The 21474-nt window shown below is 62.4% G+C and carries 19 protein-coding genes; 12 read left to right on the forward strand and 7 right to left on the reverse strand.

The annotated features are described in order from the left end of the window. Positions 1-2 precede the first annotated feature (2 nt). The 3 genes from argC to V1273_RS16830 all read left to right on the forward strand — a co-directional run bounded on the left by argC (position 3) and on the right by V1273_RS16830 (position 3246). Positions 3-1055, forward strand: coding sequence for an N-acetyl-gamma-glutamyl-phosphate reductase (gene argC / locus V1273_RS16820; protein WP_334410284.1), 1053 nt, complete (start codon positions 3-5; stop codon positions 1053-1055). Between the two features lie 14 nt (positions 1056-1069). Continuing rightward, on the forward strand, positions 1070-1687 hold the full coding sequence (locus V1273_RS16825; protein ID WP_334410285.1) for a class I SAM-dependent methyltransferase: 618 nt from the start codon (positions 1070-1072) through the stop codon (positions 1685-1687). Between the two features lie 140 nt (positions 1688-1827). After that, entirely contained in the window at positions 1828-3246 is a 1419-nt protein-coding gene (locus tag V1273_RS16830) for an outer membrane protein (protein WP_334412224.1), read from the forward strand. A gap of 126 nt (positions 3247-3372) precedes the next feature. Here the strand turns inward: V1273_RS16830 and V1273_RS16835 are convergent, their stop codons facing one another. The 3 genes from V1273_RS16835 to V1273_RS16845 form a co-directional block, all read right to left on the reverse strand. Further along, on the reverse strand, positions 3373-4245 hold the full coding sequence (locus tag V1273_RS16835; protein WP_334410286.1) for an ornithine carbamoyltransferase: 873 nt from the start codon (positions 4243-4245) through the stop codon (positions 3373-3375). A 111-nt stretch (positions 4246-4356) separates the two neighbouring features. Further along, positions 4357-4755, reverse strand: coding sequence for an MAPEG family protein (locus V1273_RS16840; protein ID WP_334369280.1), 399 nt, complete (start codon positions 4753-4755; stop codon positions 4357-4359). 82 nt (positions 4756-4837) lie between these two features. Then, entirely contained in the window at positions 4838-6643 is a 1806-nt protein-coding gene (locus V1273_RS16845; RefSeq protein ID WP_334384239.1) for a PHA/PHB synthase family protein, read from the reverse strand. 313 nt (positions 6644-6956) lie between these two features. Between V1273_RS16845 and V1273_RS16850 the strand changes: the two genes are divergently transcribed. From V1273_RS16850 to V1273_RS16870, 5 genes are all read left to right on the forward strand, one after another. After that, entirely contained in the window at positions 6957-7235 is a 279-nt protein-coding gene (locus V1273_RS16850) for a hypothetical protein (protein WP_334382310.1), read from the forward strand. A 262-nt stretch (positions 7236-7497) separates the two neighbouring features. After that, the gene (locus tag V1273_RS16855) at positions 7498-8718 is read left to right on the forward strand and encodes an LL-diaminopimelate aminotransferase (RefSeq protein ID WP_028346243.1); all 1221 of its coding nucleotides are present in this window, start codon (positions 7498-7500) and stop codon (positions 8716-8718) included. 27 nt (positions 8719-8745) lie between these two features. Then, positions 8746-10065, forward strand: coding sequence for a homoserine dehydrogenase (locus V1273_RS16860; RefSeq protein WP_334368783.1), 1320 nt, complete (start codon positions 8746-8748; stop codon positions 10063-10065). A gap of 80 nt (positions 10066-10145) precedes the next feature. Then, complete coding sequence (gene glpX, locus V1273_RS16865; RefSeq protein ID WP_334368784.1) at positions 10146-11147, forward strand: class II fructose-bisphosphatase; 1002 nt, start codon at positions 10146-10148, stop codon at positions 11145-11147. Positions 11148-11276: 129 nt separating this feature from the next. Continuing rightward, positions 11277-11996 (forward strand): haloacid dehalogenase type II, encoded by a 720-nt coding sequence (locus tag V1273_RS16870; RefSeq protein WP_334410287.1) that lies wholly within the window; start codon positions 11277-11279, stop codon positions 11994-11996. A 13-nt stretch (positions 11997-12009) separates the two neighbouring features. On the opposite strand, the gene pdxR is transcribed toward V1273_RS16870, so the two are convergent. After that, on the reverse strand, positions 12010-13527 hold the full coding sequence (pdxR, locus tag V1273_RS16875; protein ID WP_334410289.1) for a MocR-like pyridoxine biosynthesis transcription factor PdxR: 1518 nt from the start codon (positions 13525-13527) through the stop codon (positions 12010-12012). A 160-nt stretch (positions 13528-13687) separates the two neighbouring features. Between pdxR and V1273_RS16880 the strand changes: the two genes are divergently transcribed. Continuing rightward, positions 13688-14236, forward strand: coding sequence for a pyridoxamine 5'-phosphate oxidase family protein (locus V1273_RS16880; RefSeq protein WP_334410290.1), 549 nt, complete (start codon positions 13688-13690; stop codon positions 14234-14236). Positions 14237-14283: 47 nt separating this feature from the next. Here the strand turns inward: V1273_RS16880 and V1273_RS16885 are convergent, their stop codons facing one another. Continuing rightward, complete coding sequence (locus V1273_RS16885; RefSeq protein WP_334410291.1) at positions 14284-15378, reverse strand: methyl-accepting chemotaxis protein; 1095 nt, start codon at positions 15376-15378, stop codon at positions 14284-14286. A gap of 306 nt (positions 15379-15684) precedes the next feature. Here V1273_RS16885 and recJ point away from each other — a divergent pair, with 306 nt between their 5' ends. Beyond that, complete coding sequence (recJ, locus tag V1273_RS16890) at positions 15685-17526, forward strand: single-stranded-DNA-specific exonuclease RecJ (RefSeq protein ID WP_334410294.1); 1842 nt, start codon at positions 15685-15687, stop codon at positions 17524-17526. 315 nt (positions 17527-17841) lie between these two features. On the opposite strand, the gene V1273_RS16895 is transcribed toward recJ, so the two are convergent. After that, positions 17842-18753, reverse strand: a complete 912-nt coding sequence (locus V1273_RS16895) for a LysR substrate-binding domain-containing protein (protein WP_442893830.1) — start codon at positions 18751-18753, stop codon at positions 17842-17844. A 94-nt stretch (positions 18754-18847) separates the two neighbouring features. Here V1273_RS16895 and V1273_RS16900 point away from each other — a divergent pair, with 94 nt between their 5' ends. Continuing rightward, the gene (locus V1273_RS16900) at positions 18848-19537 is read left to right on the forward strand and encodes an FMN-dependent NADH-azoreductase (protein ID WP_334368790.1); all 690 of its coding nucleotides are present in this window, start codon (positions 18848-18850) and stop codon (positions 19535-19537) included. Between the two features lie 55 nt (positions 19538-19592). Here the strand turns inward: V1273_RS16900 and V1273_RS16905 are convergent, their stop codons facing one another. Further along, a complete protein-coding gene (locus V1273_RS16905; RefSeq protein WP_334410296.1) occupies positions 19593-20825 on the reverse strand; it encodes a lytic murein transglycosylase in 1233 nt (410 codons plus the stop codon). A gap of 164 nt (positions 20826-20989) precedes the next feature. Between V1273_RS16905 and V1273_RS16910 the strand changes: the two genes are divergently transcribed. Further along, the gene (locus tag V1273_RS16910) at positions 20990-21454 is read left to right on the forward strand and encodes a carboxymuconolactone decarboxylase family protein (RefSeq protein WP_334368793.1); all 465 of its coding nucleotides are present in this window, start codon (positions 20990-20992) and stop codon (positions 21452-21454) included. The last annotated feature ends 20 nt before the right edge of the window (positions 21455-21474 follow it).

The following is a 21474-nucleotide window of genomic DNA, read 5'->3' on the forward strand; positions in this document are numbered from 1 at the left end:
TGATGAGCTCGAAAAAGAAGATCGGCATTCTCGGTGCCTCCGGTTACACCGGAGCCGACGCGGTGCGCCTGTTGGCGCGGCATCCGAACGCCGAGATCACCGCGCTCACCGCCAACACCCACGCCGGCAAGTCGATGGGCGACGTGTTCCCGCATTTCTTCATGCTCGATCTGCCGAAGCTGGTCGAGTGGGAGAAGGTCGACTGGACCAGCCTCGACGCGGTATTCTGCGGGCTGCCGCACGGCACCACGCAGGAGATCATCGCCGCCGTCCTCAGGGCCAACCCCAACATCAAGGTGCTCGACATGTCCGCCGATTTCCGGCTGCGCGACAAGGACGCCTATGCGCAATGGTACGGCCATGAGCACCGGGCGCTCGAACTGCAGGGCGAGGCCGTCTACGGTCTCACCGAATTCTACCGCGAGAAGATCGCGGCCGCGCGGCTGGTCGCATGTCCCGGCTGTTACCCGACCGCGGCGCTGCTCGCGCTGGTGCCGCTAGCCAAGGCAAAGCTGATCGACGTCGACGACATCGTCATCGACGCCAAGTCGGGCGTTACCGGCGCCGGGCGCGGCTTGAAGCAGAACACGCTGTTCAGCGAGGCGGGCGAGGGGCTGTCGCCCTATTCGGTCGGCACCCACCGGCACGCGCCGGAGATCGAGCAGGAGATCGGCGTTGCCGCGGGCGCTGCGGTGACGGTGAATTTCACGCCGCATCTGATCCCGATGGCGCGCGGCGAACTCTGCACGTCCTATGTCAGGCTGAGCGGCGGAGCGACGCCGGACGATTTGCGGGGTGCGCTGGAGAAGGCTTACGCCAAGGAGCCCTTCGTGCATGTCGCCAAGAAGGGCGTACTGCCGCAGACCCAGAACGTGCGCGGCTCCAACTATGTGCAGATCGGCGTCGTCGCCGACCGCATCAAAAACCGGGCGATCGTGATTTCCACGCTCGACAACCTGGTGAAGGGCTCGGCCGGGCAGGCGATCCAGAACATGAACCTGATGTTCGATCTGCCCGAAACGGCCGGGCTGGAGCAGATTGCGCTGTTTCCGTGATGTGAGGTGCTGCGGTGGACGAGCAAACCCTGCAATTCTACCGCGGCAACGCGGAAGCCTATGCCAAGCGCACGTTCACCTCGCGCCAGGCGCGGCTGATGGCGTTTCTGGCGCAGTTTCCGCCGGGTGCTTGCATCCTCGAACTCGGCTGCGGCGCCGGCGGCGACACAGCGGAAATGCTGGCGCGTGGGTTCGATGTCCGTCCGACCGACGGGTCGCCAGAAATGGCGGCCATCGCCTCAAAGCATCTCAACCGCAGCGTCGAGACGCTGCTGTTTCATGATCTCGACGCGGTCGAGGCGTACGATGGCGTCTGGGCCAATGCCTGCCTGCTACACGTTCCGCGCAACCAGCTTGCCGACGTTCTGAGATTGATCTGGCGCGCGCTGAAACCCGCCGGCTATTTCTTCGCGAGTTTCAAGGAAGGCGATGGCGACGGCCGCGACACGCTCGACCGCTACTACAACTATCCCTCGCCGGACTGGCTGCGCGCGGCTTACGCCGAGGCGGGCAAATGGGATTCGCTGTCGATCGAGAGCGGCGAAGTCAGAGGCTTTGACGACAAGATGGCGTCGATGCTGTTCGTTGTTGCCAAAAAAGCGACTTACGGCTCGCAAGGCATCGTAACGTAGTTCCACCAGTTGAGCGGGCAATTCGTGGAACCTGTGGCGGCCTAGCTACAGAATCGGGGACAAGAAACCAGTAAAGATGCGTTCGAAGCGCCGGCGGCACGCCTGCCGGGAATGCCGGACTGGGAATGCCGTAAATGAAAATGAAGAAGTACCTCTTGGCCACCGCTCTCGTTGGCCTGGGATGCGCTCCGACGTTCGCCGCAGACCTGGCCGCCCGGCGTTACACCAAAGCTCCCGCACTGGCAGCCGTCTACGATTGGACTGGCTTCTATGTCGGCGTCAACGCGGGTGGAGGGGTCGGGCGCGACCGCACCCGACATCAGCCGTTTCCGGGGCAAGACTATTCGCTTTACCTGCAGCCTCAAGGCGCGCTCGGTGGCGGGCAGATCGGATACAACTGGCAGACGAATTCCGTACTCGGGCCGATCGTCTTTGGTGTTGAAGCGGATATCCAGGGAGCTGGCCTCAGCGACGACCGCACCAATTTGAATTTCGGCGGCGGCTTGCTTACGAACTACAGCCAGAAGCTCGACTGGTTTGGAACCGTTCGCGGACGTGTCGGCCTGGCCAAGGGACCGGTGTTGAGCTACGTCACGGCCGGATTTGCCTATGGCGACGTCAACACCACGATAACTCAGTCGGGACCGGGTCCGGTTCCGGTGACGTTTTCAACCGATCGTACCCAGGGTGGATGGGTGGTGGGCAGTGGTGTGGAGGCTGCGCTGGGCGGCAATTGGACCGGAAAGATTGAACATCTCTATCTGAACCTCGGCAACCGGACCGACTTCGCCGCACCGTTGTTCTTCCCAAGCAACGTGAATACCGAGATCCGCCAAAATATTTTCCGCGCCGGCTTGAACTACCGGATCGGCGGCAACTCGAACTACCAGCCGGTGGCTGCGGCCAATTGGAGCGGTTTCTATCTCGGCGGCAATTTCGGGTCCGGATACGGCCGTGACCGGAGTTCGCTGAGCGTGCCGATTGGTCCGTTCGTGGACACCTTCAACCTGGCCCCCGATGGTTTCATTGGTGGCGTGCAGGCGGGCTACAACTGGCAGGCCGCTAACTGGGTGTTCGGCTTTGAGGCGGATATTCAGGGGGCGACCCTGCAAGACGACAAGACTTGCGTATTGAGCTGCGGGTTCGCCGGAGTGAGCGCGGCTTACGATGCCACCCTGCCATGGTTCGGCACGGTTCGCGGGCGGCTGGGTTATTCGGTCGGGTCGACGTTGTTCTATGCGACCGGCGGTCTTGCTTACGGCAGCATCAAGACGAAGATCAACACGACCTCCTTCGTCGGCCCGGTGACGCAATCGTTCTCGCATACCAATATCGGCTGGACCGCGGGTGCGGGCATCGAAACGCCGTTTACGCTGCTGGGATTGCTGGGTCCGAATTGGACGACCAAGACCGAGTATCTCTACGTCGACCTCGGTTCGACGTCGGACAGCTTTGTCTTCGGCGCTGTTCCGGCGACGACAACCCGTTCGGCTACCGAACACGTCTTCCGCACCGGCATCAACTACCACTTCAATTCGCCGGTCGTTGCGAAGTACTGAGCGCCATTTCAGGACGCACTAACGAAAACCCCCGGGGCGAAGCCTCGGGGGTTTTTCATTGACATTCGAGATGCGAAAGGGAGCCTCAAATCACCGCATGACCGCAGGCGGGATCACATACGGACTTTATGTGACGATCCATTCGAGCAGGGCGTTTTGCGCGTGTAGAAGATAAGCCTTTGCAGCGGCACTCTGGCAAGCTGGATGATGCATTGCATCAGCAGTGACTTCCTTTTCCCTGGAAACGGGTGGGCAGGGAAGGAAAATGACATCGGGTCGGCATTTCGCCAGAACAGACGCCGAAATCCGGTATTCCCGCATCTGTTCTTCATGTGCCTCACTTGGCCATGAGTCGGTAACGATCACGTCCGCATTCAACAGCTCTGCGAGATCGGTGCTCGCAGCGAGGTTTGGGCCCAATAGTGAGACGTCTTTGACGTGCCAGTTTTCCGGATAGACCTGTCTCACCTGGATGGGCATCGAGATGGAAGCTTCTACCCACGACCGAAAAACGTTGGCGTCCGGAGCAACGCCGACGACTTTCATCCCCTCAAGAGTTCCTCTCTTGCTGTAGATATAGGCGAGATCGCCAAGTGTTTCGCACGGATGATTGGACCTCGTTCTCGCATTTACCACGGCAGCTTTGGCAATTGATGCGAGTTCTTTCAGAGCAGATAGCTCTTTGGTGCGGATCACCAAAATGTCGAACCAGTTGTCGAGGTATCTCGCTAGATCCGCCGTGGCTTCACGGACATTGAACCTGATTTGCGATTGGACACAGATGCCACCCATGGCCTGTATGCCCAGATCAAACGCAGTCGTATTCCTCCATCCACTGTCGTCGGCAATGAGAGCAACACGCTTGCCGGACAAGCTCTGAGGCATGGTGCGATCGTTCCAGGCTGTCGCCAACGACTGAGCGCGATCGATGAGGGAAAAGATGATTTCTTTTGGCAACCCGTGAAATTCAAGAAAGTCCTTGCTGGATGCCATGCGCATTCTCGCCTCAAGTGGGCACTGTATCCAGACCCGGAAGCCCAAGATTCCGGATGCGCACTTCAGCGCCCCGGATGACGATGCAAGGAGATAGATGCCCGAGGGCTGGTCGCCTCAGACCACCCTGAAGATCGCCAGCGCCAGCACGGCTTGCGCCAAGAAGCCGACGGTGAAGGCCAGCGTGCGGAATACCGGCAGGCCCAGCGTGTAGACGATCAGATGGGCGACGCGGGCCCAGAAATACACGGCGCAGGCCAGTACGGTCCATCTGTCGGAATAGTCGATGGCGTTGAGGATCAGCACCAGCGGCGCGAAGATGATCAAATTCTCGACCGCATTGTCATGTGCGAACATCATCCGATTGGCCCAATCCGCATGCGGCTTGTCGTTGCGCGAAGGGTTGGCCATGGCGCCGGAGAGGCCGCGCACCTGACAGCGATTGATGAAGTAGGGGACGCACATGAGCCCGGTCAAAATCACGGTCAGAGTCAGCCAGAACAATTCACGCGTTATTGGTTGCGTCATTGGTTTCCCCTCAAACGATTTCGATTCCCGGCACGGGATGGCCAAATATACTCAACAACGCGCTTCCGTGCTACGCGCGCACCTTGACGTAGCTGCCGGGCGCGTCCTCGATCGGCGGCATCTCCTCGGACCCGACGGCGCGCGCGGGCACGCGTTCGGCGTCGAGGCCCTCGAGCCATTGCAGCCAGTCGGGCCACCACGATCCCTTGTGCTCGGTGGCGTTCTTCATCCAGTCGGCGAGCGTGACATCCTTGATGTTGTCGTTGGTCCAGTACTGGTACTTGCCCGCGTCCGGCGGGTTGACCACGCCTGCGATGTGGCCCGAGCCGGACAGCACATATTTGACCGGGCCACCGAAGAACTGCGAACCGTAGAGCACCGAGTCCGCCGGTGCGATGTGGTCCTCGCGCGTCGCCAGATTGTAGACGGGCACCTTGACCTTCGACAGGTCGAGCAGGGTGTTATCGAGCACCATGCTGCCGGAGGAGAGCCGGTTCTCCAGGTAGCAGTTGCGCAGGTAATAGGAATGGTTGGCCGCCGGCATCCGCGTGGCGTCGGAGTTCCAGTGCAGCAAGTCGAAGGAGGAGGGCGGCTGTCCTTTCAGGTAGTTGCTGACGACATAGGACCAGATCAGGTCGTTGGAGCGCAGCATGTTGAAGGCCATCGCCATCTTGCTGCCTTCGAGAACGCCCCGTGCTTCCATCTCGCGCTCCAGCGTCGCGATCTGGTCTTCGTCGACGAACACGAGCAGATCGCCGGCATGGGTGAAGTCGACCTGGGCCGCAAAGAACGTCGCAGAGGTGACGCGCTGGCGCCGCTTCTCGGCGAGCCAAGCCAGCGTCGACGCCAGCAGGGTACCGCCGACGCAGTATCCGGCGGTATGGACCTTCATCTCGCCCGTGACCTTTTCGATGACGTCCATCGCGGTCAGCGGGCCTTCCTTCATGTAGTCGTCGAAGGTTTTCTTGCCGAGCTCCTTGTCCGGATTGACCCAGGAAATCACGAACACGGTGATGCCCTGATCGACGCACCATTTGATATAGGATTTTTCCGGCTTGAGATCGAGTATGTAGAACTTGTTGATCCAGGGCGGCACGATCAGGAGCGGCGTGCGCAACACCGTCTCCGTGGTCGGCGTGTACTGGATGAGCTGCATCAGCTCGTTCTGGTAGATCACCTTGCCCGGCGTCGTCGCCATGTTGACGCCGACTTCGAGATTCGACGGATCGGACTGACGGATGCGCAGCATGCCGCGCCCGGCCTCGATGTCCTCGGCCAGCATCTTCATGCCGCGAACGAGGTTGTCGCCGTTCGAGGCCAGCGTCTCGCGCAGTACTTCCGGATTGGTAAGCACGAAATTCGACGGAGCGATCGCGTTGGTGATCTGCTGAACGTAGAACTCGGCCTTCTTGCGCGTGTGCGGATCGACGCCTTCGGCGTTCTTCACCAGTTCTTGCGCCCATTGCGCGGTGAGCAGATAGAGCTGCAGCACGAAATCGAAGAACAGATTCGATTTCCACTCCGGATCCTTGAAGCGCTTATCGCGCGGCGACGGCTCGATCGCAGGCTTGGCCTGTTCGCCGGCCATGCGGCGCGCCGCCGAGCCCCAGAGATCGAGATAGGCTTTGCCCATCCTGGCCTGCAGAGCTTCGGCGCGTTGCTGGTCGGTCAGCCAGTATTCAGCCACTTTGGTGAACGTCTTGATGACTTCACCGATTTCGCTGGGCGGCTTGTCCTTCGGTTCCCCGTCCTCGCGCGGTTTGAGATAGGCCGCGAGCGCTTGGCCGCTCGTCTCCATCGCCTTGGCGATGTTCATGGCGAAGGCTTCGGCGTTGAAGGTCTTCGGAGCCTGGGTTTCGGTGTTGACGTCGCTCATATCAAGCACACTATAGCTTCGTTTCGCGTTCGTCACCGCGTGGATTGATGGCGGCGGCGTTGGGGTTAACCCTGTTGCACTGCGATAAAGTTTGCGTGTTCAGACACAATGCACACATTGCAGCCGCACCTGTCACATTTGCTGTTTGGGCTTTAATCGTTTCGGGCGACAATGGTTTGAACGGTTCTAGCGAAATCAACGCCGCGGACGATTTGGCGATGCAAGGCTCGTACCAGCGCATAGATGTCGTCGCGATGTGCGTGCACTGCATCAGGTAGTGTTGGGGATTTCCGGACGGATGCCGGTAAGCCGAATGATAAGGCTGTGGTCGATTGCCGCGCTGTTCGCGTCAGCGTTCGCGCTCGGCGGCTGCTCGACCCAGATCGCGGATATGCCGGGCCTCGGCCTGCCGGCCGGCGCGCCCGAGCGTCCGAAGGAAGCCGGTGGCTATCTGCCGGTTCATGACCTGCCGCCGGACCGCAACGAGGAGGCGATGAAGCCGGCCGAGTTGGCTAAAATCCAGGCAGAATTGACCGCCGCTCGCGACCGTCAGGCGGCCGCCGCTACCCCGCCAAAACCGGCCAAGAAGTGAGATAGCCTTAGTCTGGACGCGTTTTCTTCACGCGAACCGGTCACCATTTCGCTTGAAAACGCTATAAAAACTGGCGCTGCCGGGCTCCCATGGTAAAAGAACCCAATTCAACCGCATTGCGGGTCCAGAGCCTAGAGACCTCGCGCCTGAATTCGCTCCAAATCCTTGATTGGACGCGATTTTTGGACGAAGCCGATCGGGTTTCGTAGCGCGCGCAGGTTCCGTCCGATTCTGTCCTGCCGGTTGCCGGAGCAAGGGTCCCATGGAAGATTTTTATCGCATTCGCCGTCTGCCGCCTTACGTGTTCGAGAAGGTCAACCAGGCCAAGGCGGCCGCGCGCAATGCCGGGGCCGACATCATCGACATGGGCATGGGCAATCCGGACCTGCCGACGCCGCCTCATGTGCTCGAGAAGTTGAAGGAGACGCTGGGCAAGCCGCGGACCGATCGCTACTCGGCCTCGCGCGGCATCAATGGCCTGCGCAAGGCGCAAGCCGCCTACTACGGACGGCGGTTCGGCGTAAAACTCAATCCGGACACCCAGGTTGTTGCGACGCTGGGTTCGAAGGAAGGCTTTGCCAATGTGGCGCAGGCGATTACCGCGCCCGGCGACGTGGTGCTGTGCCCCAATCCGAGCTACCCGATTCACGCCTTCGGCTTTCTGATGGCGGGCGGCGTGATTCGCTCGGTACCCTCGGAACCGACGCCGCAGTTTTTCGAGGCGGTGGAGCGCGCGATCATTCATTCGATCCCGAAGCCGATCGCGCTGATCGTCTGCTATCCCTCCAATCCGACCGCCTATGTCGCCGAGCTCGATTTCTATAAGGATCTGGTGGCGTTCGCGAAGAAGCACGAGATCTTCATCCTGTCGGATCTGGCCTACGCCGAGGTCTATTTCGACGACCGGAATCCGCCGCCCTCGGTGTTGCAGGTTCCCGGCGCAATCGACGTCACCGTCGAATTCACCTCGATGTCGAAGACGTTCTCGATGGCTGGCTGGCGCATGGGCTTTGCGGTCGGCAACGAGCGGATCATTGCCGCGCTGGCGCGGGTGAAATCCTACCTCGACTACGGCGCGTTCACGCCCATTCAAGTCGCGGCCACCGCCGCGCTGAACGGACCGGACGATTGCATCAAGGAGATGCGCGACACCTATCGCAGGCGCCGCGACGCGCTGGTCGAATCGTTCGGCCGGGCCGGCTGGGAGATTCCGCCGCCGCAGGCCTCGATGTTCGCCTGGGCGCCGCTGCCCAAGGCATTTGAAGGCGTCGGGAGCATGCAGTTCGCGACCCTGATGGTGGAGAAGTCAGGCGTGGTGGTTTCGCCCGGCGTCGCCTTCGGCGAGCATGGCGAAGGCTATGTCCGCATCGCCATGGTGGAAAACGAACAGCGCATCCGTCAGGCCGCGCGCGGGGTGCGCCGCTTCCTTGAAAGCGGCATTGAAACGTTGCACAACGTGGTTCCTCTCGCCAACCGGCGCTAATTCCTTTTATTGCAGGTTCTCTCATTCATGGTCGCACCCCTGAGAGTGGGTATCGCGGGGCTCGGCACTGTTGGCGCCGAAGTCGTCCGCCTCATCGAAGAGCAGTCGCGGATGCTTGCCGAGCGCAGCGGGCGCGGGGTGCGGGTCGTTGCCGTCACAGCGCGCTCGAAAACAAAGAAGCGTTCGCTCGATCTACGCGGCATCGACTGGGCGAAAAGCCCGCTTGATCTGGCAAGCGACGCCAACGTCGATTGCTTCGTCGAACTGATGGGCGGCTCCGGCGAGCCGGCGCTGTCGGCGATCGAGGCCGCGCTGAAGTCCGGTAAGTCGGTGGTAACCGCCAACAAGGCCCTGATTGCCAAGCACGGATTGCGGCTGGCGAAGGCCGCCGAGAAGCACGGCGGCGCCCTGAACTTCGAGGCGGCGGTCGGCGCCGCCATTCCCGTCATCAAAACCCTGCGCGAGGGGCTTTCCGGCACCGGCGTCAACCGCGTCTACGGCATCCTCAACGGCACCTGCAATTACATCCTGAGTCGGATGGAGCATGAGGGCCTGTCGTTTGCCGAATGCCTGAAGGATGCACAGCGGCTCGGCTATGCCGAAGCCAATCCGTCCTTCGATGTCGATGGCCATGATACCGCGCAGAAGCTTGCGATCCTGGCGAGCCTCGCCTTCGGCACCAAGGTGGCGCAGAGCGCGGTCTATGTTGAAGGCATCTCCTCGATCACGCCGGAAGATCTGCGCGCCGCCGAAGAGCTCGGTTATCGCGTCAAACTGCTCGGGGTTGCGGTGCGGACCGCCAAGGGCATCGAGCAGCGCGTGCACCCGACCATGGTGCCGAAATCGTCCTCGATCGCGCAGGTGATGGGCGTCACCAACGCGGTGACCATCGACGGCGAGGGCATTCCCGCGATCACGCTGGTAGGGCCCGGCGCCGGCGGTGCTGCGACGGCGTCCGCCGTCGTGGCCGATATCGCCGACGTGGCGCGCGGCATTCGCGCAAAACCGTTCGGCCGCCCGGTGGAGCGGCTGCGCGACACCACCAAGGCGCCGATGGAGCGGCATGAGGGCGGCTACTACATCCGCCTGATGGCGCGTGACCTCGCCGGCACCGCCGCCACCATCGCCACCCGCCTTGCCGAACAGAAGATTTCGCTGGAATCGATCGTGCAGCGCCATCCGGAAGGCGTGGATGCGAACGGTGCTGCGAAGAAGCCGTCACCGGTTCCGGTGATTCTGATTACCTACGCCACCTCCGAGGATGCGGTGTATCGTGCGCTCGAAGCCGTTCAGCGCGACAAGGTGATCAGCGGCCGGCCGCAGGTGATACGGATCGAGAAGAACTGACGTGGGATCGAAACGGATCGCGCGCCAAAAGGTTTGATTTGCGGGCCGAGCTGCCTGTGCAGGTTTAAAGGAGTGAGCCGATGACGACCCATATTTCCGTTCCGCCGCAATTGCTGCTTGAGCGCATCCTGACGCTCGAAATCGTGCGGGTGACGGAACGTGCCGCGGTTTCGGCCGCGCGTCTGCGCGGCCACGGCCAGGAGAAGGCGGCGGACCAGGCCGCAGTGGACGCGATGCGCCGCGAACTCAACAAGCTGCCGATCGAAGGCACCATCGTGATCGGCGAGGGCGAGCGCGACGAGGCGCCGATGCTGTTCATCGGCGAGAAGGTCGGGCTGAATGCCGGTCCGCAGGTCGATATTGCCGTCGATCCGCTGGAAGGCACCACGCTCTGCGCCAAGAACATGCCGGGCGCGATCGCGACCATGGCGATGGCCGATGGCGGCACGCTGCTACATGCGCCCGACGTCTACATGGAGAAGATTGCCATCGGCCCAGGCTACGCCAAGGGCGTGATCGAGCTCGATGCTTCGCCCGCCGACAATGTCCTGCGGCTCGCGAAGGCCAAGGGCGTCGAGCCTGGCGCAATCACGGTGCTGGTGCTCGATCGCCCGCGCCACGCCGATATCATCGCCAGCATCCGCTCAACCGGTGCGGCGGTGCGGCTGATCACCGACGGTGACGTGGCGGGCGTGATCCATTGCGCCGATCCCGATAACACCGGCGTCGACATGTATATCGGCACCGGCGGCGCGCCCGAGGGCGTGCTGGCGGCGGCGGCGCTGCGCTGCATCGGCGGCCAGATGCAGTGCCGGCTGATCCTCGACAGCGAGGAGAAGCGTGAGCGTGCGCACAAGATGGGCGTGACCGATCCAAAGATGATCTACGGCATCGAGGACATGGTGCGGGGCGACTGCCTGTTCGCGGCCACCGGCGTCACCACGGGCTCTCTGCTGACGGGCGTCAAATTCCGCAAGGATGGCGTGATCGAGACCGAAACGGTGGTGATGCGCTCGGTGACCGGCACGGTGCGCTACATCAAGGCGGAGCACCGGCAGTTGGACAAGTTTCATCTGGATTGAGGGATGTCATTCCGGGACGCGCCTCTTGGCGCGGGCCCGGAATCCATTCATCCGCGGAGCCAGAGGCCAAATGGATTCCGGGTTCGCGCTGCGCGCCCCGGAATGACAACAAGAAAACGGGAGGCTCGCATGTCCGACATTTCCGCGGTGAAGGCGCTGGTGTTCGACGTGTTCGGCACGGTGGTCGACTGGCGCACCAGCCTCATCAACGATTTCACCAAATGGTCGGAAACCTCAGGCATCGAGGCCGACTGGACCGCCTTGGTCGACGGCTGGCGCGGCGTTTACATGGCCTCGATGGACGAGGTGCGCAAACATCCCGAACGCGGCTACCAGATACTGGATACGCTGCACCGGCGGTCGCTGGAAAAACTGGTGGCGCAGTTTTCGATACAAGGCTTGAGCGAAGCCGACCTGCATTACCTGACGCTGGGCTGGCACCGGCTGCATCCGTGGCCCGACAGCGTGCCGGGCCTGACGCGGCTGAAGAAGAAATACATCATCTCGCCGCTCTCCAACGGCAACGTCGCGCTGCTGACCAACATGGCGAAGTTCGCCGGCCTGCCGTGGGACCTCATCATGTCGGCGGAATTGTTCGAGCACTACAAGCCCGATCCGGAAACCTATCTCGGCGCGGCGAAGCTGCTCTGCCTGCCGCCGGAGCAGGTCATGATGGTCGCCGCCCACAATGGCGATCTGAAAGCAGCACAGCAGAACGGCCTCAAGACCGCGTTCGTCGCGCGTCCCACCGAATACGGCCCGCACCAGAAACATGATTTCGAGGCCAAAGGCGATTGGGACATCGTCGCCAAGGATTTTGGCGGCATCGCCGACCGGCTGGGGTGCTAGCGGCGAAGCCGAGTCAGCACTTCGGTATCGTCTTCCTGGCACGTGGAGTGGATCTTGACTGCATTTCCAGTGCCCGCGCCAAACGCTCGACCGCCGGAACAATCGTCTGACGTGAGTGTCCGCTGAAGCCAAGCACAAGGGCAGAGCGAGGCGCCGCCGCAAGATACAGGCGGCTCATGGGCCGGACGATGACGCCGTGCTCGCGTCCGGTGCGTTCGATGGCGATGTCCGAGAGTCCTCGCCGCGCAAAGGCCACCAGATGCATCCCCTGATCGGGCGCATCGACCGTCAAGTCGGCGTCGAGCCGCCTTTTGAGAGCGGCAACCAGCTCGTCGCGCTGATCCCTGTACAGCACGCGCATTCGACGAATATGCGCCGCGAAGTGCCCTTCTTCCATGAAAGCCGCAACCACGGCCTGGCTTAAGGTCGAGGGCTGTCGATCCATCAGATAGCGCGCGGCAACGAACGATCGCAACAGCGCATGCGGGATGACGGCGTAACCGATCCGCAATCCTGGAAAGAGCGCCTTGTTAAGCGTGCCTATATAGATGACACGCTCACCTTCATCGAGACCCTGAAGGGAGGCGAGTGGCCGGCCGCCATATCGGAATTCGCTGGCATAGTCGTCCTCCACAATCCACGCATCCTTCTTCCGCGCCCAGGCGAGGAGTTCAAGGCGACGGGCCATCGAGAGCACAACGCCCATGGGGAATTGGTGGGAAGGCGTCACGAACACGGCGCAGGCGTTCGGCGCCGACTTGACGCCAGCACCGACGTCGATGCCCTGCCGATCGACGGGAATCGGATGGACCGTCGCGCCCGCAGCCAGTAGCGCCTGTCGCGTCAGCGGATAGCCGGGATCTTCAACCCAAACCTCCCTGTTCCGGTTTGGAAGGATGCGGATTATGATGTCGATTGCCTGCTGTGTTCCCGCCGTTACGACGATCTGTTCGGGACCGCATTTCACCGCCCGAGCCGCTTCCAGATAATCGCAGATCGCTTTTCGAAGTTCGACCGTTCCGCGCGGGTCGGAATATCCAAAATGGCTCGGAGCCAGCGAACGGAAGGTACGCGCACTCAGCTTGCGCCACAGTTCGAGCGTTCTGTCGTCTATGAGCGTACGCCCCAGGTTGAACGGTCGCTCATCGCTCTGCACCGTGACATCGATGAAATCGCCAAGGGGCTGCAGTTGCCTGGCCTTTAACGCGACCGTCGCGATGGGCTTCTTCCGTCCAGTTGCGTGTTCCGCGATCGGTTCGGGAAGATCGGGCGAGATATAGGTGCCGGAGCCGTGCCGGCCGGACGTATACCCTTCGGCGAGAAGCTGCTCATATGCCGCGACCGCGGCAGCGCGTGCAACGCCGAGCTGCGAAGCAAGTTGCCTTGTGGATGGCAGTTTCGTTCCCGGACGCAAGCGCCGTGACAGGATCGCCGCGCGAAGCTGAAGATAGAGCTGGCGGAATAGCGGCGTCTCGCTCCCGCGAACGATCTCGAACGCATAAAGGTCCGCCCAGCTTTGTCGGCTTTTCATGTCGCCATCCGGTCTTGTGTCTGTGCCGAAGTGGTATCGAAATTTGCGAGAAGTGGGCCTTTTCGACAAACCACTTGTCAGGCTATGCCGGCATCGAGAGCGGTTCAAGTCGACGCCATCGCCAGGTGCGCGCCTTCAACCCGATCTCATGGAGGTTAGGATGAGTTCGCCGCAACTACGTCGCACCGATCGCGCGATGTCCGAACAAGGGGCGCACGCCATGCTGAAGCGCAGCTTCAGCGGACAGCTCGCGACCATCGGCGCGGATGGTTATCCCTATTGTATCCCGCTGCTCTATGTCTGGATGGACGAGGAAATATACGTTCACACCGGCAGCGCGAGGGGCCATTTGCGGGCGAATGTCGAACGTGATCCGCGCATCTGCTTTGCGATCGACGAGCCGGATCAGGTGTTCGACTACGGCCGTTTCGAGTGCGATTCGGGTTTGGCGTACCAAAGCGTGGTGCTGTTCGGAAAAATTCGAATTGCCGAGGAGAGGGCGGTCAAGCAACGCTTCTGCGAGGCGCTGATGGCAAAATACGGCAAGCCAGATACCACGCGGCCCAAGGGATTCTTTCCGCGCATCGACATGATTACGGTCTACGCCATTTCGGTCGAGCGAATGACAGGCAAGGAAATGGCCCTGCCGCCGCTCTCCGAGCAGTGGCCGGCGCAAGACAGGACCAAAACACCGAACGCGCGTGCATAACGCATGGAGTGCGCTGTTGCCGCGCTTATTCGTCGCGCGCTTCAGCGTTACGTCGCGCCGGCCTGGATCACGCCGAACCAACCAAGGCCCTTATAGGTCTCGTAGCCGGGCGTGGCGTGGAACGCTACAAGTCCACCGGAGCGGTCCTGATGGAAGCCGGAGCGTCGCCCTTCCAATGGAAGCGAGATGCGTTCGGTGAGCAGGCCCTGGCCGTCGGACGCCGCGATCACCCGGAAATTCGAATCGACCAGCAGCACGCGCGCCTTGTCGGCCGCGCCGACGCGTACGCCCTGGACGATGGCGCGGGCTTGGGGTTCCCAGTCGAAATGAATGGCCAGCACGCCGGTCGGTCTGCCGTGCGCCTTGCCGCCTTCGCGGACGCTGGCGCAGTAGGTCACGACCTGAGCGTTGCCGAGCAGGGGCTGGCATTCGACGTCGCCGACGGCGTAATCGTCGCCGGAGCGCAAGGCGCGCGCGGCGCGAAACCACTTGGTCTGCGCCACGTTCTGGCCGATTACGTTGAAACGATCCGCGCGGCCATTGGCCAGCACATTGCCGTTGAGATCGCAGAGCCAGAGATCGAGATAGACGGTATAGGCGCCGAGGATCACCGCCATCCGTTCCGACACGTGGCTGACGGCGGCAGCCTGCGGCGCGGCCGCGCAATCGACCACGGCGGAATCGGTTGCCCACCAGCGCACGTCGCAGGTGCGCTCATAGAGGTTGCGGTCGATCAGCTCAATGGCGTTGAGCGACAAATCGACCATGCGCTCGCCGCGCGAGCGGTTGGCCATCTGCGCGATCGAATTCATCAGATTGCCGGTCCGGTTGGTGAGCTGGCTTTCGAGCTCGCGGGCAATCGTCTCGACCTGCTGGCCGACATTGCGGACTTCCTGCGCCACCACCGCAAAGCCCGCACCTTGCGCGCCGGCGCGCGAACTCTCGATCAGCGCGTTCAGCGCCAGCATCTTCATCTGGTTGGTGATCTTCTGGATCGACTTGGTCTTCTCGCAGGCGACCTGGTTGACCTCGGCGGTCAATCTCGCGATCAGCGCGGAAACGTCGGATTCGTCCTCGGCGCCCGCTGATTTTGCCGGCTGTTTTGCAGTCGTTGCGGTTTGGGAGCGAAGCGCGACGGACATTGGCGGGAATTCCTCAGTCTTTGTGCGGATGTCGATCTTCTGCGGATCGGCGGGACTCAAGCGAGAGCGTATTCGTCTCCTTTGTCGGGGATCATGGCTAACGATTGGTTTAAGTTCCGGCGGCTTGCGGGTAGTTTTACCTGATGAAGTTGCATCTTCTTTGTGCAAGTCGCATTTGTCGGCATAGCCCAGGGCCCGCGACGCCCCGAGGCTGTGCCGGCGTTGCCGCATACGATTCGTTTGCCTGCCATCGTCGCCGTTTGCGTTTGCCGACAGCCCGCTTAGCCCCTATCTCTCGAAGGCATCATGATCCTTCCCGCATCCGCACTTCCCGTTGAACTGCCGCCGGCGTTTCTCGGCGTGGCGCGTTCGGCGACGGGCAAATTGTGGCGCGACCGGCTCGACGTCAGGGGAGCTGCGCGGGCGCTGGCGATCACCCAGCGCTATCAGTTGCCCGAAATGCTGGCCCGCGTGCTGGCGGGCCGCGATGTCGGAATTGACGAGGTTCAGGATTTTCTCGATCCGACCATCCGCAAACTGATGCCCGATCCGCACACCGTGACGCAGATGGAACTGGCGGCCAAACGCATCGCCGATGCCGCGATGCGCGGGGAAAAGGTTGCGATCTTCGGCGACTACGACGTGGATGGTGCCACGTCCGCGGCGCTGCTGGCCTGGCACCTGCGCCATTGCGGGCTCGATCCGCTGATTCACATCCCGGACCGGATCTTTGAAGGTTATGGCCCTAATGTCGAGGCGGTGCGGGCGCTGGCCGCCAAGGGCGCAACGCTGCTGGTGACCGTCGATTGCGGCACTACCAGCATCGAGCCGCTGGCGGAAGCGCGAAAGCTCGGCCTATCCGTCGTCGTCATCGACCATCACCAGACCGGCGACGAATTGCCGGAGATCGACGCGCTGGTGAATCCGAACCGACCGGACGATCTCTCCGGCCTCGGCCATCTCGCCGCTGTCGGTCTCGTGCTGATCACGCTGGTCGCCGTGAACCGCGAATTGCGCGGCCGCAGCTTCTGGAGCGCGGAGCGGCCGGAGCCGGATCTTTTGGGCATGCTGCATCACGTGGCGCTCGGCACCGTGGCCGACGTCGCGCCGCTGATCGGGCTCAACCGCGCCTTTGTCGCCAAGGGCCTGATCGCGATGCGCCGCCGCGACCATGTCGGGCATACCGCGCTGATGGATGTGGCGCGGCTTAACGGCCCGCCGGAAGCCTGGCATCTCGGCTTCATGCTGGGGCCGCGCATCAATGCGGGCGGCCGGATCGGTCGCGCCGATCTCGGCGTGCGGCTCTTGCTGGAGGGCGATGTCTCGGAGGCCGCGCGGATCGCGGCCGAACTCGACCGTCTCAACAGCGAGCGCCGCGTCATCGAGCAGGCAGCCGAAGCGCAGGCCGAAGCCGAGGCGCTGGCCTCGCTCGGGCTCGAAGACAAGGGTGCGGTGATCGTGACCGCCGCCGAAGGCTGGCATCCCGGCATTGTCGGTCTCGTCGCCTCGCGGTTGAAAGAGAAGTTTGCGCGTCCCGCCTTTGCCATTGCGCTCGAGCCGGGCGGCATCGGCACCGGCTCGGGCCGCTCGATCTCGGGCGTCGATCTCGGGAGGGCGGTGCGGCAGGCGGTAAAGGAGCGGCTTTTGATGAAGGGCGGCGGCCATGCCATGGCTGCCGGCGTGACGCTGCGCAAAGAGAAGCTCGCGGAGTTTCGCGCCTTCATGGAAAGCGCGCTGGCCGAGGACGTCGCCAATTCCCGTCATGAGAACGAGCTGTTCATCGATGGCGCGGTTAGCGCGCGCAGCGTGACCGTGGAATTCGCCAATACGCTGAACCGCGCCGGGCCGTTCGGCGCGGCCAATCCGGAGCCGGTGATCGCGCTGCCGGCGCATCAGCTCGTCTATGCCGACGAAGTGGGGCAGGCGCATCTGCGCGTGCGCTTCAAGTCGGGCGACGGCGCCATTGTCAATGGCATTGCGTTCCGCGCGGTCGGACAGAAGCTCGGAGACGCGCTGACGCAGAACCGCGGCCAGCTCCTGCATGTCGCTGGCTCGCTCGCGGTCGATCGTTTTCAAGGATCGGAACGGGTGCAGTTTCGCGTGCTCGACGTCGCGGTGCCGGATCCGGGACCGGCGGTGATCAGGTAAGTGGAGGTTTTCGATGTCCGATCAAGAGGAACATCCGTGGGAAGGGCAATGCCTCAAGGCTGCCTATAACTTCGCGTCGAGATGTGCCGAACTATATTTCAAGCAATCCATAGTCCGAAGCTCCTCTCGAAAGCATCATCAACACTCTCATGACGGAGTTGCGGGCCAGGGGATTTAGTCAGTCAGAGATACGAAGTGCCTTTGAGAAGGCTATTTCTGACATGCCTCGTTATGCCGCGGGAGAAGAACGACGAGGCTAGCAAATCGAACGCATGCAGTTGCGAAGTCGCGGTCCCGGGTGCGGGCCGGCGGTGATCATCGTGAAGGTGAGCTTTTGACGAATTGCGCGCGCAACCAGGCTTGCGTTGCTTCGATCGGTTCGGTCAGGGGTCTGCGGGAGCCGCGCACAAGATGCAGGGTGAAGCCTTCGATTTCCGGGCCGAACGGCACGACCAGCGTTTTGGTCGCGAGCTCCTCCGACACCAGCAGCAGACTGTGCAACGCAACCCCGGTGCCGGCGACGGCGGCCTGGATCGCATGGGTCTCATCGCTGAAGCGGAGCCCGGCCCGAGCATCGATACCGTCGATACCTGCGATCTTCAGCCAGCGTCGCCAGGTCGGATTGCCGCTATCGCTGCGGCGCCAGTCGAAATGCAGCAAGGTCGCTGAGTGCAGATCGGCCGGCTTCTTCAGACCAAGACGCGGGCTTGCCACTGGCGCAAAACGATCGATGGCCAACGGTTCGGCGCTCAGATCGGGATAAGGGCCAGGGCCATAGCGCAATGCGAGGTCCGCGACACCCGAATTAAGGTCCACGACCTCCAGGGTCGCCAGCAGCGTGAGATCGATGTCAGGTCTTGCGTTGTGAAAGCCCGCGATGCGCGGCACCAGCCACTTGGCAGTGAACGCGGGAGTGGCCGACAGTGTCACCGTCGCGCGGCGCTGCCTGCGGCTCAATCCTTCGATGACACGTGCGAAGGAATCGAATCCATCGCGCAGAACTGGCAGCAAGACTTGCCCTTCCGCGGTCAGCAGGACCTGACGCGTCCGCCGCTCGAACAGGTTCACGCCAAGCACCTCTTCCAATTGCCGAACCTGGTGGCTGATGGCGGTCGGCGTCACGTGCAGCTCCTGCGCCGCACGCTTGAAACTCAGATGCCGCGCGGCGGCTTCGAACGCCCGCAGTCCGGACAGCGGTGGAAGACGTCTCATCGGCAGGCCCAACAGATGAATGTAGTTCATCCATGTGATGAGCAATTTGCTTTTGTCAATGCATCCTTCCCGATCCATCTAGTCGAACAAGGATGAAAGGAGATATGCCATGAACTTGCTACGGATTGACGCCAGTGCACGGCCTGACCGATCGGATCGGTTCCCTCGCGGGTCGCACACGCGCCGCCTCACGGAACGCTTCGTGCAGCGTTGGCTGCAATACCGGCCGAATGACCTCGTGACCGATCGGGATGTCGGCCAATCACCTCCGCATCACGTCACCGAGAAATGGATCGGTGCGGCCTTCACCAAACACGAGCTGCGCGAGCCGTGGATGAATGATGTGCTGGCGGAAAGCGACGCATTGGTCGATGAACTCATCGCCGCAGATTTGATCGTGGCCGGCGTGCCGATGTACAATTTTGGAATGCCGGCGCAGTTCAAGGCGTATGTCGACAATGTCGTGCGGGTCGGTCGCACTTTCGGCTTTGACCGTTCCCGGCCAGACGATCCTTATTCGCAGCTACTGGCTGGTAAGGGTAAACGTCTCATCATGCTCAGTTCGCGGGGTGATTACGGCTACGATCCGGGCGGACGGATCGCGCACATCAACCATGTCGAAGGGGCGGTGCGCGACGTGTTCGGCTTCCTCGGCGTCACCGACTTCCACAGCATCGCCATCGAATATGACGAGTTCGGGGGTGAACGCTTGAAGGCGTCGATCGCTGCGGCCGAACGCGCAGTGGATCATCTTGTGGATCGGCTGGCGAAGGAAGTCGAACCGCTGGAAGCGGCTTGACTGCAGGATCGATGGAGAGGACGTGGCCGAGCCGCGCGAGGTTGAAGCTGCGTCGCTATCCGCCCTGCCTCAACCGCGCCAGCACCTTCAGTCCGCCGTACCCATCGGCGGGCAGAAGCCCCATCTTGGTCTGATAATCCTTCACAGCCTTCATCGTGTCGTTGCCGACACGGCCGTCGGTGCCGCCGGTATCGAAGCCCGCTTTGGTCAGCCGGGTCTGCAGCTCCTGCACTTCGGCGAGCGTCAGGGCGCGCTCCGAGCCGGGAAAAGGTTGGATGAAGGGCGGCGCGCCCAAGATGCGATCGCCGAGATGGCAGATCGCGAGCGCGTAGTTCATCGACGGGTTGTAGCTTTTCACCGAATAAAAATTCGGACCCAGCAGGAACGAAGGTCCGCCGGCGACGGGCACCCACATCTGCGCCGACGCGTTCGGCTGCGGGAACGGCTTGCCATCGGCGCGCGTGACTCCGGCGCCGGCCCATGCCGCATAGGTCCGGCTGCCGCTCGAAGCCCCTCCTGTGCTACGGACCTCATAGCCCCAGTGCTCGCCGCGGTGATACTTGCCGCGGTTGAGCAAATAGCGCGCGCTGGAGCCGAGCGCGTCATCGGGCTTGCCGAACGGCGAGACGCGGCCGTCCTTGTCGTAGTCCATGCCGACATTGAGCCAGACTTCCGGCATCCACTGCGTGTGCCCCATCGCGCCGGCCCAGGATCCCCGCATTTCCTCCGGCGTGCCCCAGCCGCGATCGACGATCTTCAAGGCGTTGAGCAGCTCGGTTTCCCAATAGCTGCGGCGGCGCGGCTCGTTCCAGGCGAGTGCCGCGAGCGCGGGAAAGATCGGGCGGATATGATTCTGCTGCACCAAAGGGTCGCCATAGGCTGACTCGACGCCCCACAGTGCGAGCAGCGTGCCGCGCTCGACGCCAAAATCCTGCTCGATCCGCGCGAACAGCGGCTCGTGCTTCTTCAAGGCTTCGCGGCCGTTGATGATGCGCCAGTCCGAGACGCGGCGGTTGATGTATTGCCAGATCTGCTCGTGGAATTCCGGCTGTTTCTGCATCTGCCGGAACACGCTCATGTCGGGCTCGACGCGCCCCATGACCCGCGTCCAGGTCGCATCCGAAATGCCTTTTGCCAAGGCGCGTGCGCGAAAGTTATCGCGCCACTGGTCGAAGCCGGCCGGCGCGGCAAATGTAGGAAGCCCGGTCGCGAGCAAGGCGCCGGCGCCGAGGCTGCCTCGCAGCAGGGCGCGGCGGGTCGGCGCAGTCTTGGAATCAGGCTGTTTCATGCGCTCAGTCTAGCGGCGTTGCGTGCCTGCGCCAAAAGCAATGACGCCGCGGGAACCGGCTTTTTCCGGAGAATCCGCGGCAGTTTTGCCGGTGCGGTTAGCCATGGACGGGGTGCGGGGTCTCTTATAATCAAGCGGAGTACTGACAACAGAAGGCAGGAAGAATGTCGCACGCCCGCAAGGAATACAAAGACTTCATGTCGCTGACGCCGGACGCCTACGAGGCGGTGCTGGCGCTTGGCCAGGTCGCGGGCAAGGCGGGCATGGACAAGCAACTGCTCGAGCTGATCAAGCTGCGTGCCTCGCAGATCAACGGCTGTGCCTTCTGCGTGCAGTACCACATCCTGGAGGGCGAGAAGCTCGGTGTGCCCACCGACAAGCTCAACCTCGTGGTGGTCTGGCGCGAGGCGCCGCAGTTTTCCGCGCGCGAGCGTGCCGCGCTGGCTTGGACGGAGGCACTGACGCTGCTCGCAGACGGCGTCAATGACGAGGTCTACGCCCAGGCGAGCGCGGAATTCTCCGAGAAGGAGCTCGCCTATCTCACCTCCGCCGTCGCCTCGATCAATGTCTGGAACAGATTCGGCGCGGCGTTTCGCTGGACGCCGCCGGCGCGGAAGACGGCCGCCTGAGCGTCGAGGGCGCTAGATAC

The sequence above is a fragment of the Bradyrhizobium sp. AZCC 1721 genome (genome assembly GCF_036924715.1).
GTDB lineage: Bacteria > Pseudomonadota > Alphaproteobacteria > Rhizobiales > Xanthobacteraceae > Bradyrhizobium.

Coding starts and splice junctions, on each gene's coding strand:
- argC (WP_334410284.1), top strand. CDS start 3: ATGAGCTCGAAAAAGAAGATCGGCATTCTCGGTGCCTCCGGTTACACC.
- V1273_RS16830 (WP_334412224.1), top strand. CDS start 1,828: ATGAAGAAGTACCTCTTGGCCACCGCTCTCGTTGGCCTGGGATGCGCT.
- V1273_RS16835 (WP_334410286.1), bottom strand. CDS start 4,245: ATGCGCATGGCATCCAGCAAGGACTTTCTTGAATTTCACGGGTTGCCA.
- V1273_RS16845 (WP_334384239.1), bottom strand. CDS start 6,643: ATGAGCGACGTCAACACCGAAACCCAGGCTCCGAAGACCTTCAACGCC.
- V1273_RS16850 (WP_334382310.1), top strand. CDS start 6,957: ATGATAAGGCTGTGGTCGATTGCCGCGCTGTTCGCGTCAGCGTTCGCG.
- V1273_RS16855 (WP_028346243.1), top strand. CDS start 7,498: ATGGAAGATTTTTATCGCATTCGCCGTCTGCCGCCTTACGTGTTCGAG.
- V1273_RS16860 (WP_334368783.1), top strand. CDS start 8,746: ATGGTCGCACCCCTGAGAGTGGGTATCGCGGGGCTCGGCACTGTTGGC.
- glpX (WP_334368784.1), top strand. CDS start 10,146: ATGACGACCCATATTTCCGTTCCGCCGCAATTGCTGCTTGAGCGCATC.
- V1273_RS16870 (WP_334410287.1), top strand. CDS start 11,277: ATGTCCGACATTTCCGCGGTGAAGGCGCTGGTGTTCGACGTGTTCGGC.
- pdxR (WP_334410289.1), bottom strand. CDS start 13,527: ATGAAAAGCCGACAAAGCTGGGCGGACCTTTATGCGTTCGAGATCGTT.
- V1273_RS16880 (WP_334410290.1), top strand. CDS start 13,688: ATGAGTTCGCCGCAACTACGTCGCACCGATCGCGCGATGTCCGAACAA.
- V1273_RS16885 (WP_334410291.1), bottom strand. CDS start 15,378: ATGTCCGTCGCGCTTCGCTCCCAAACCGCAACGACTGCAAAACAGCCG.
- recJ (WP_334410294.1), top strand. CDS start 15,685: ATGATCCTTCCCGCATCCGCACTTCCCGTTGAACTGCCGCCGGCGTTT.
- V1273_RS16900 (WP_334368790.1), top strand. CDS start 18,848: ATGAACTTGCTACGGATTGACGCCAGTGCACGGCCTGACCGATCGGAT.
- V1273_RS16905 (WP_334410296.1), bottom strand. CDS start 20,825: ATGAAACAGCCTGATTCCAAGACTGCGCCGACCCGCCGCGCCCTGCTG.
- V1273_RS16910 (WP_334368793.1), top strand. CDS start 20,990: ATGTCGCACGCCCGCAAGGAATACAAAGACTTCATGTCGCTGACGCCG.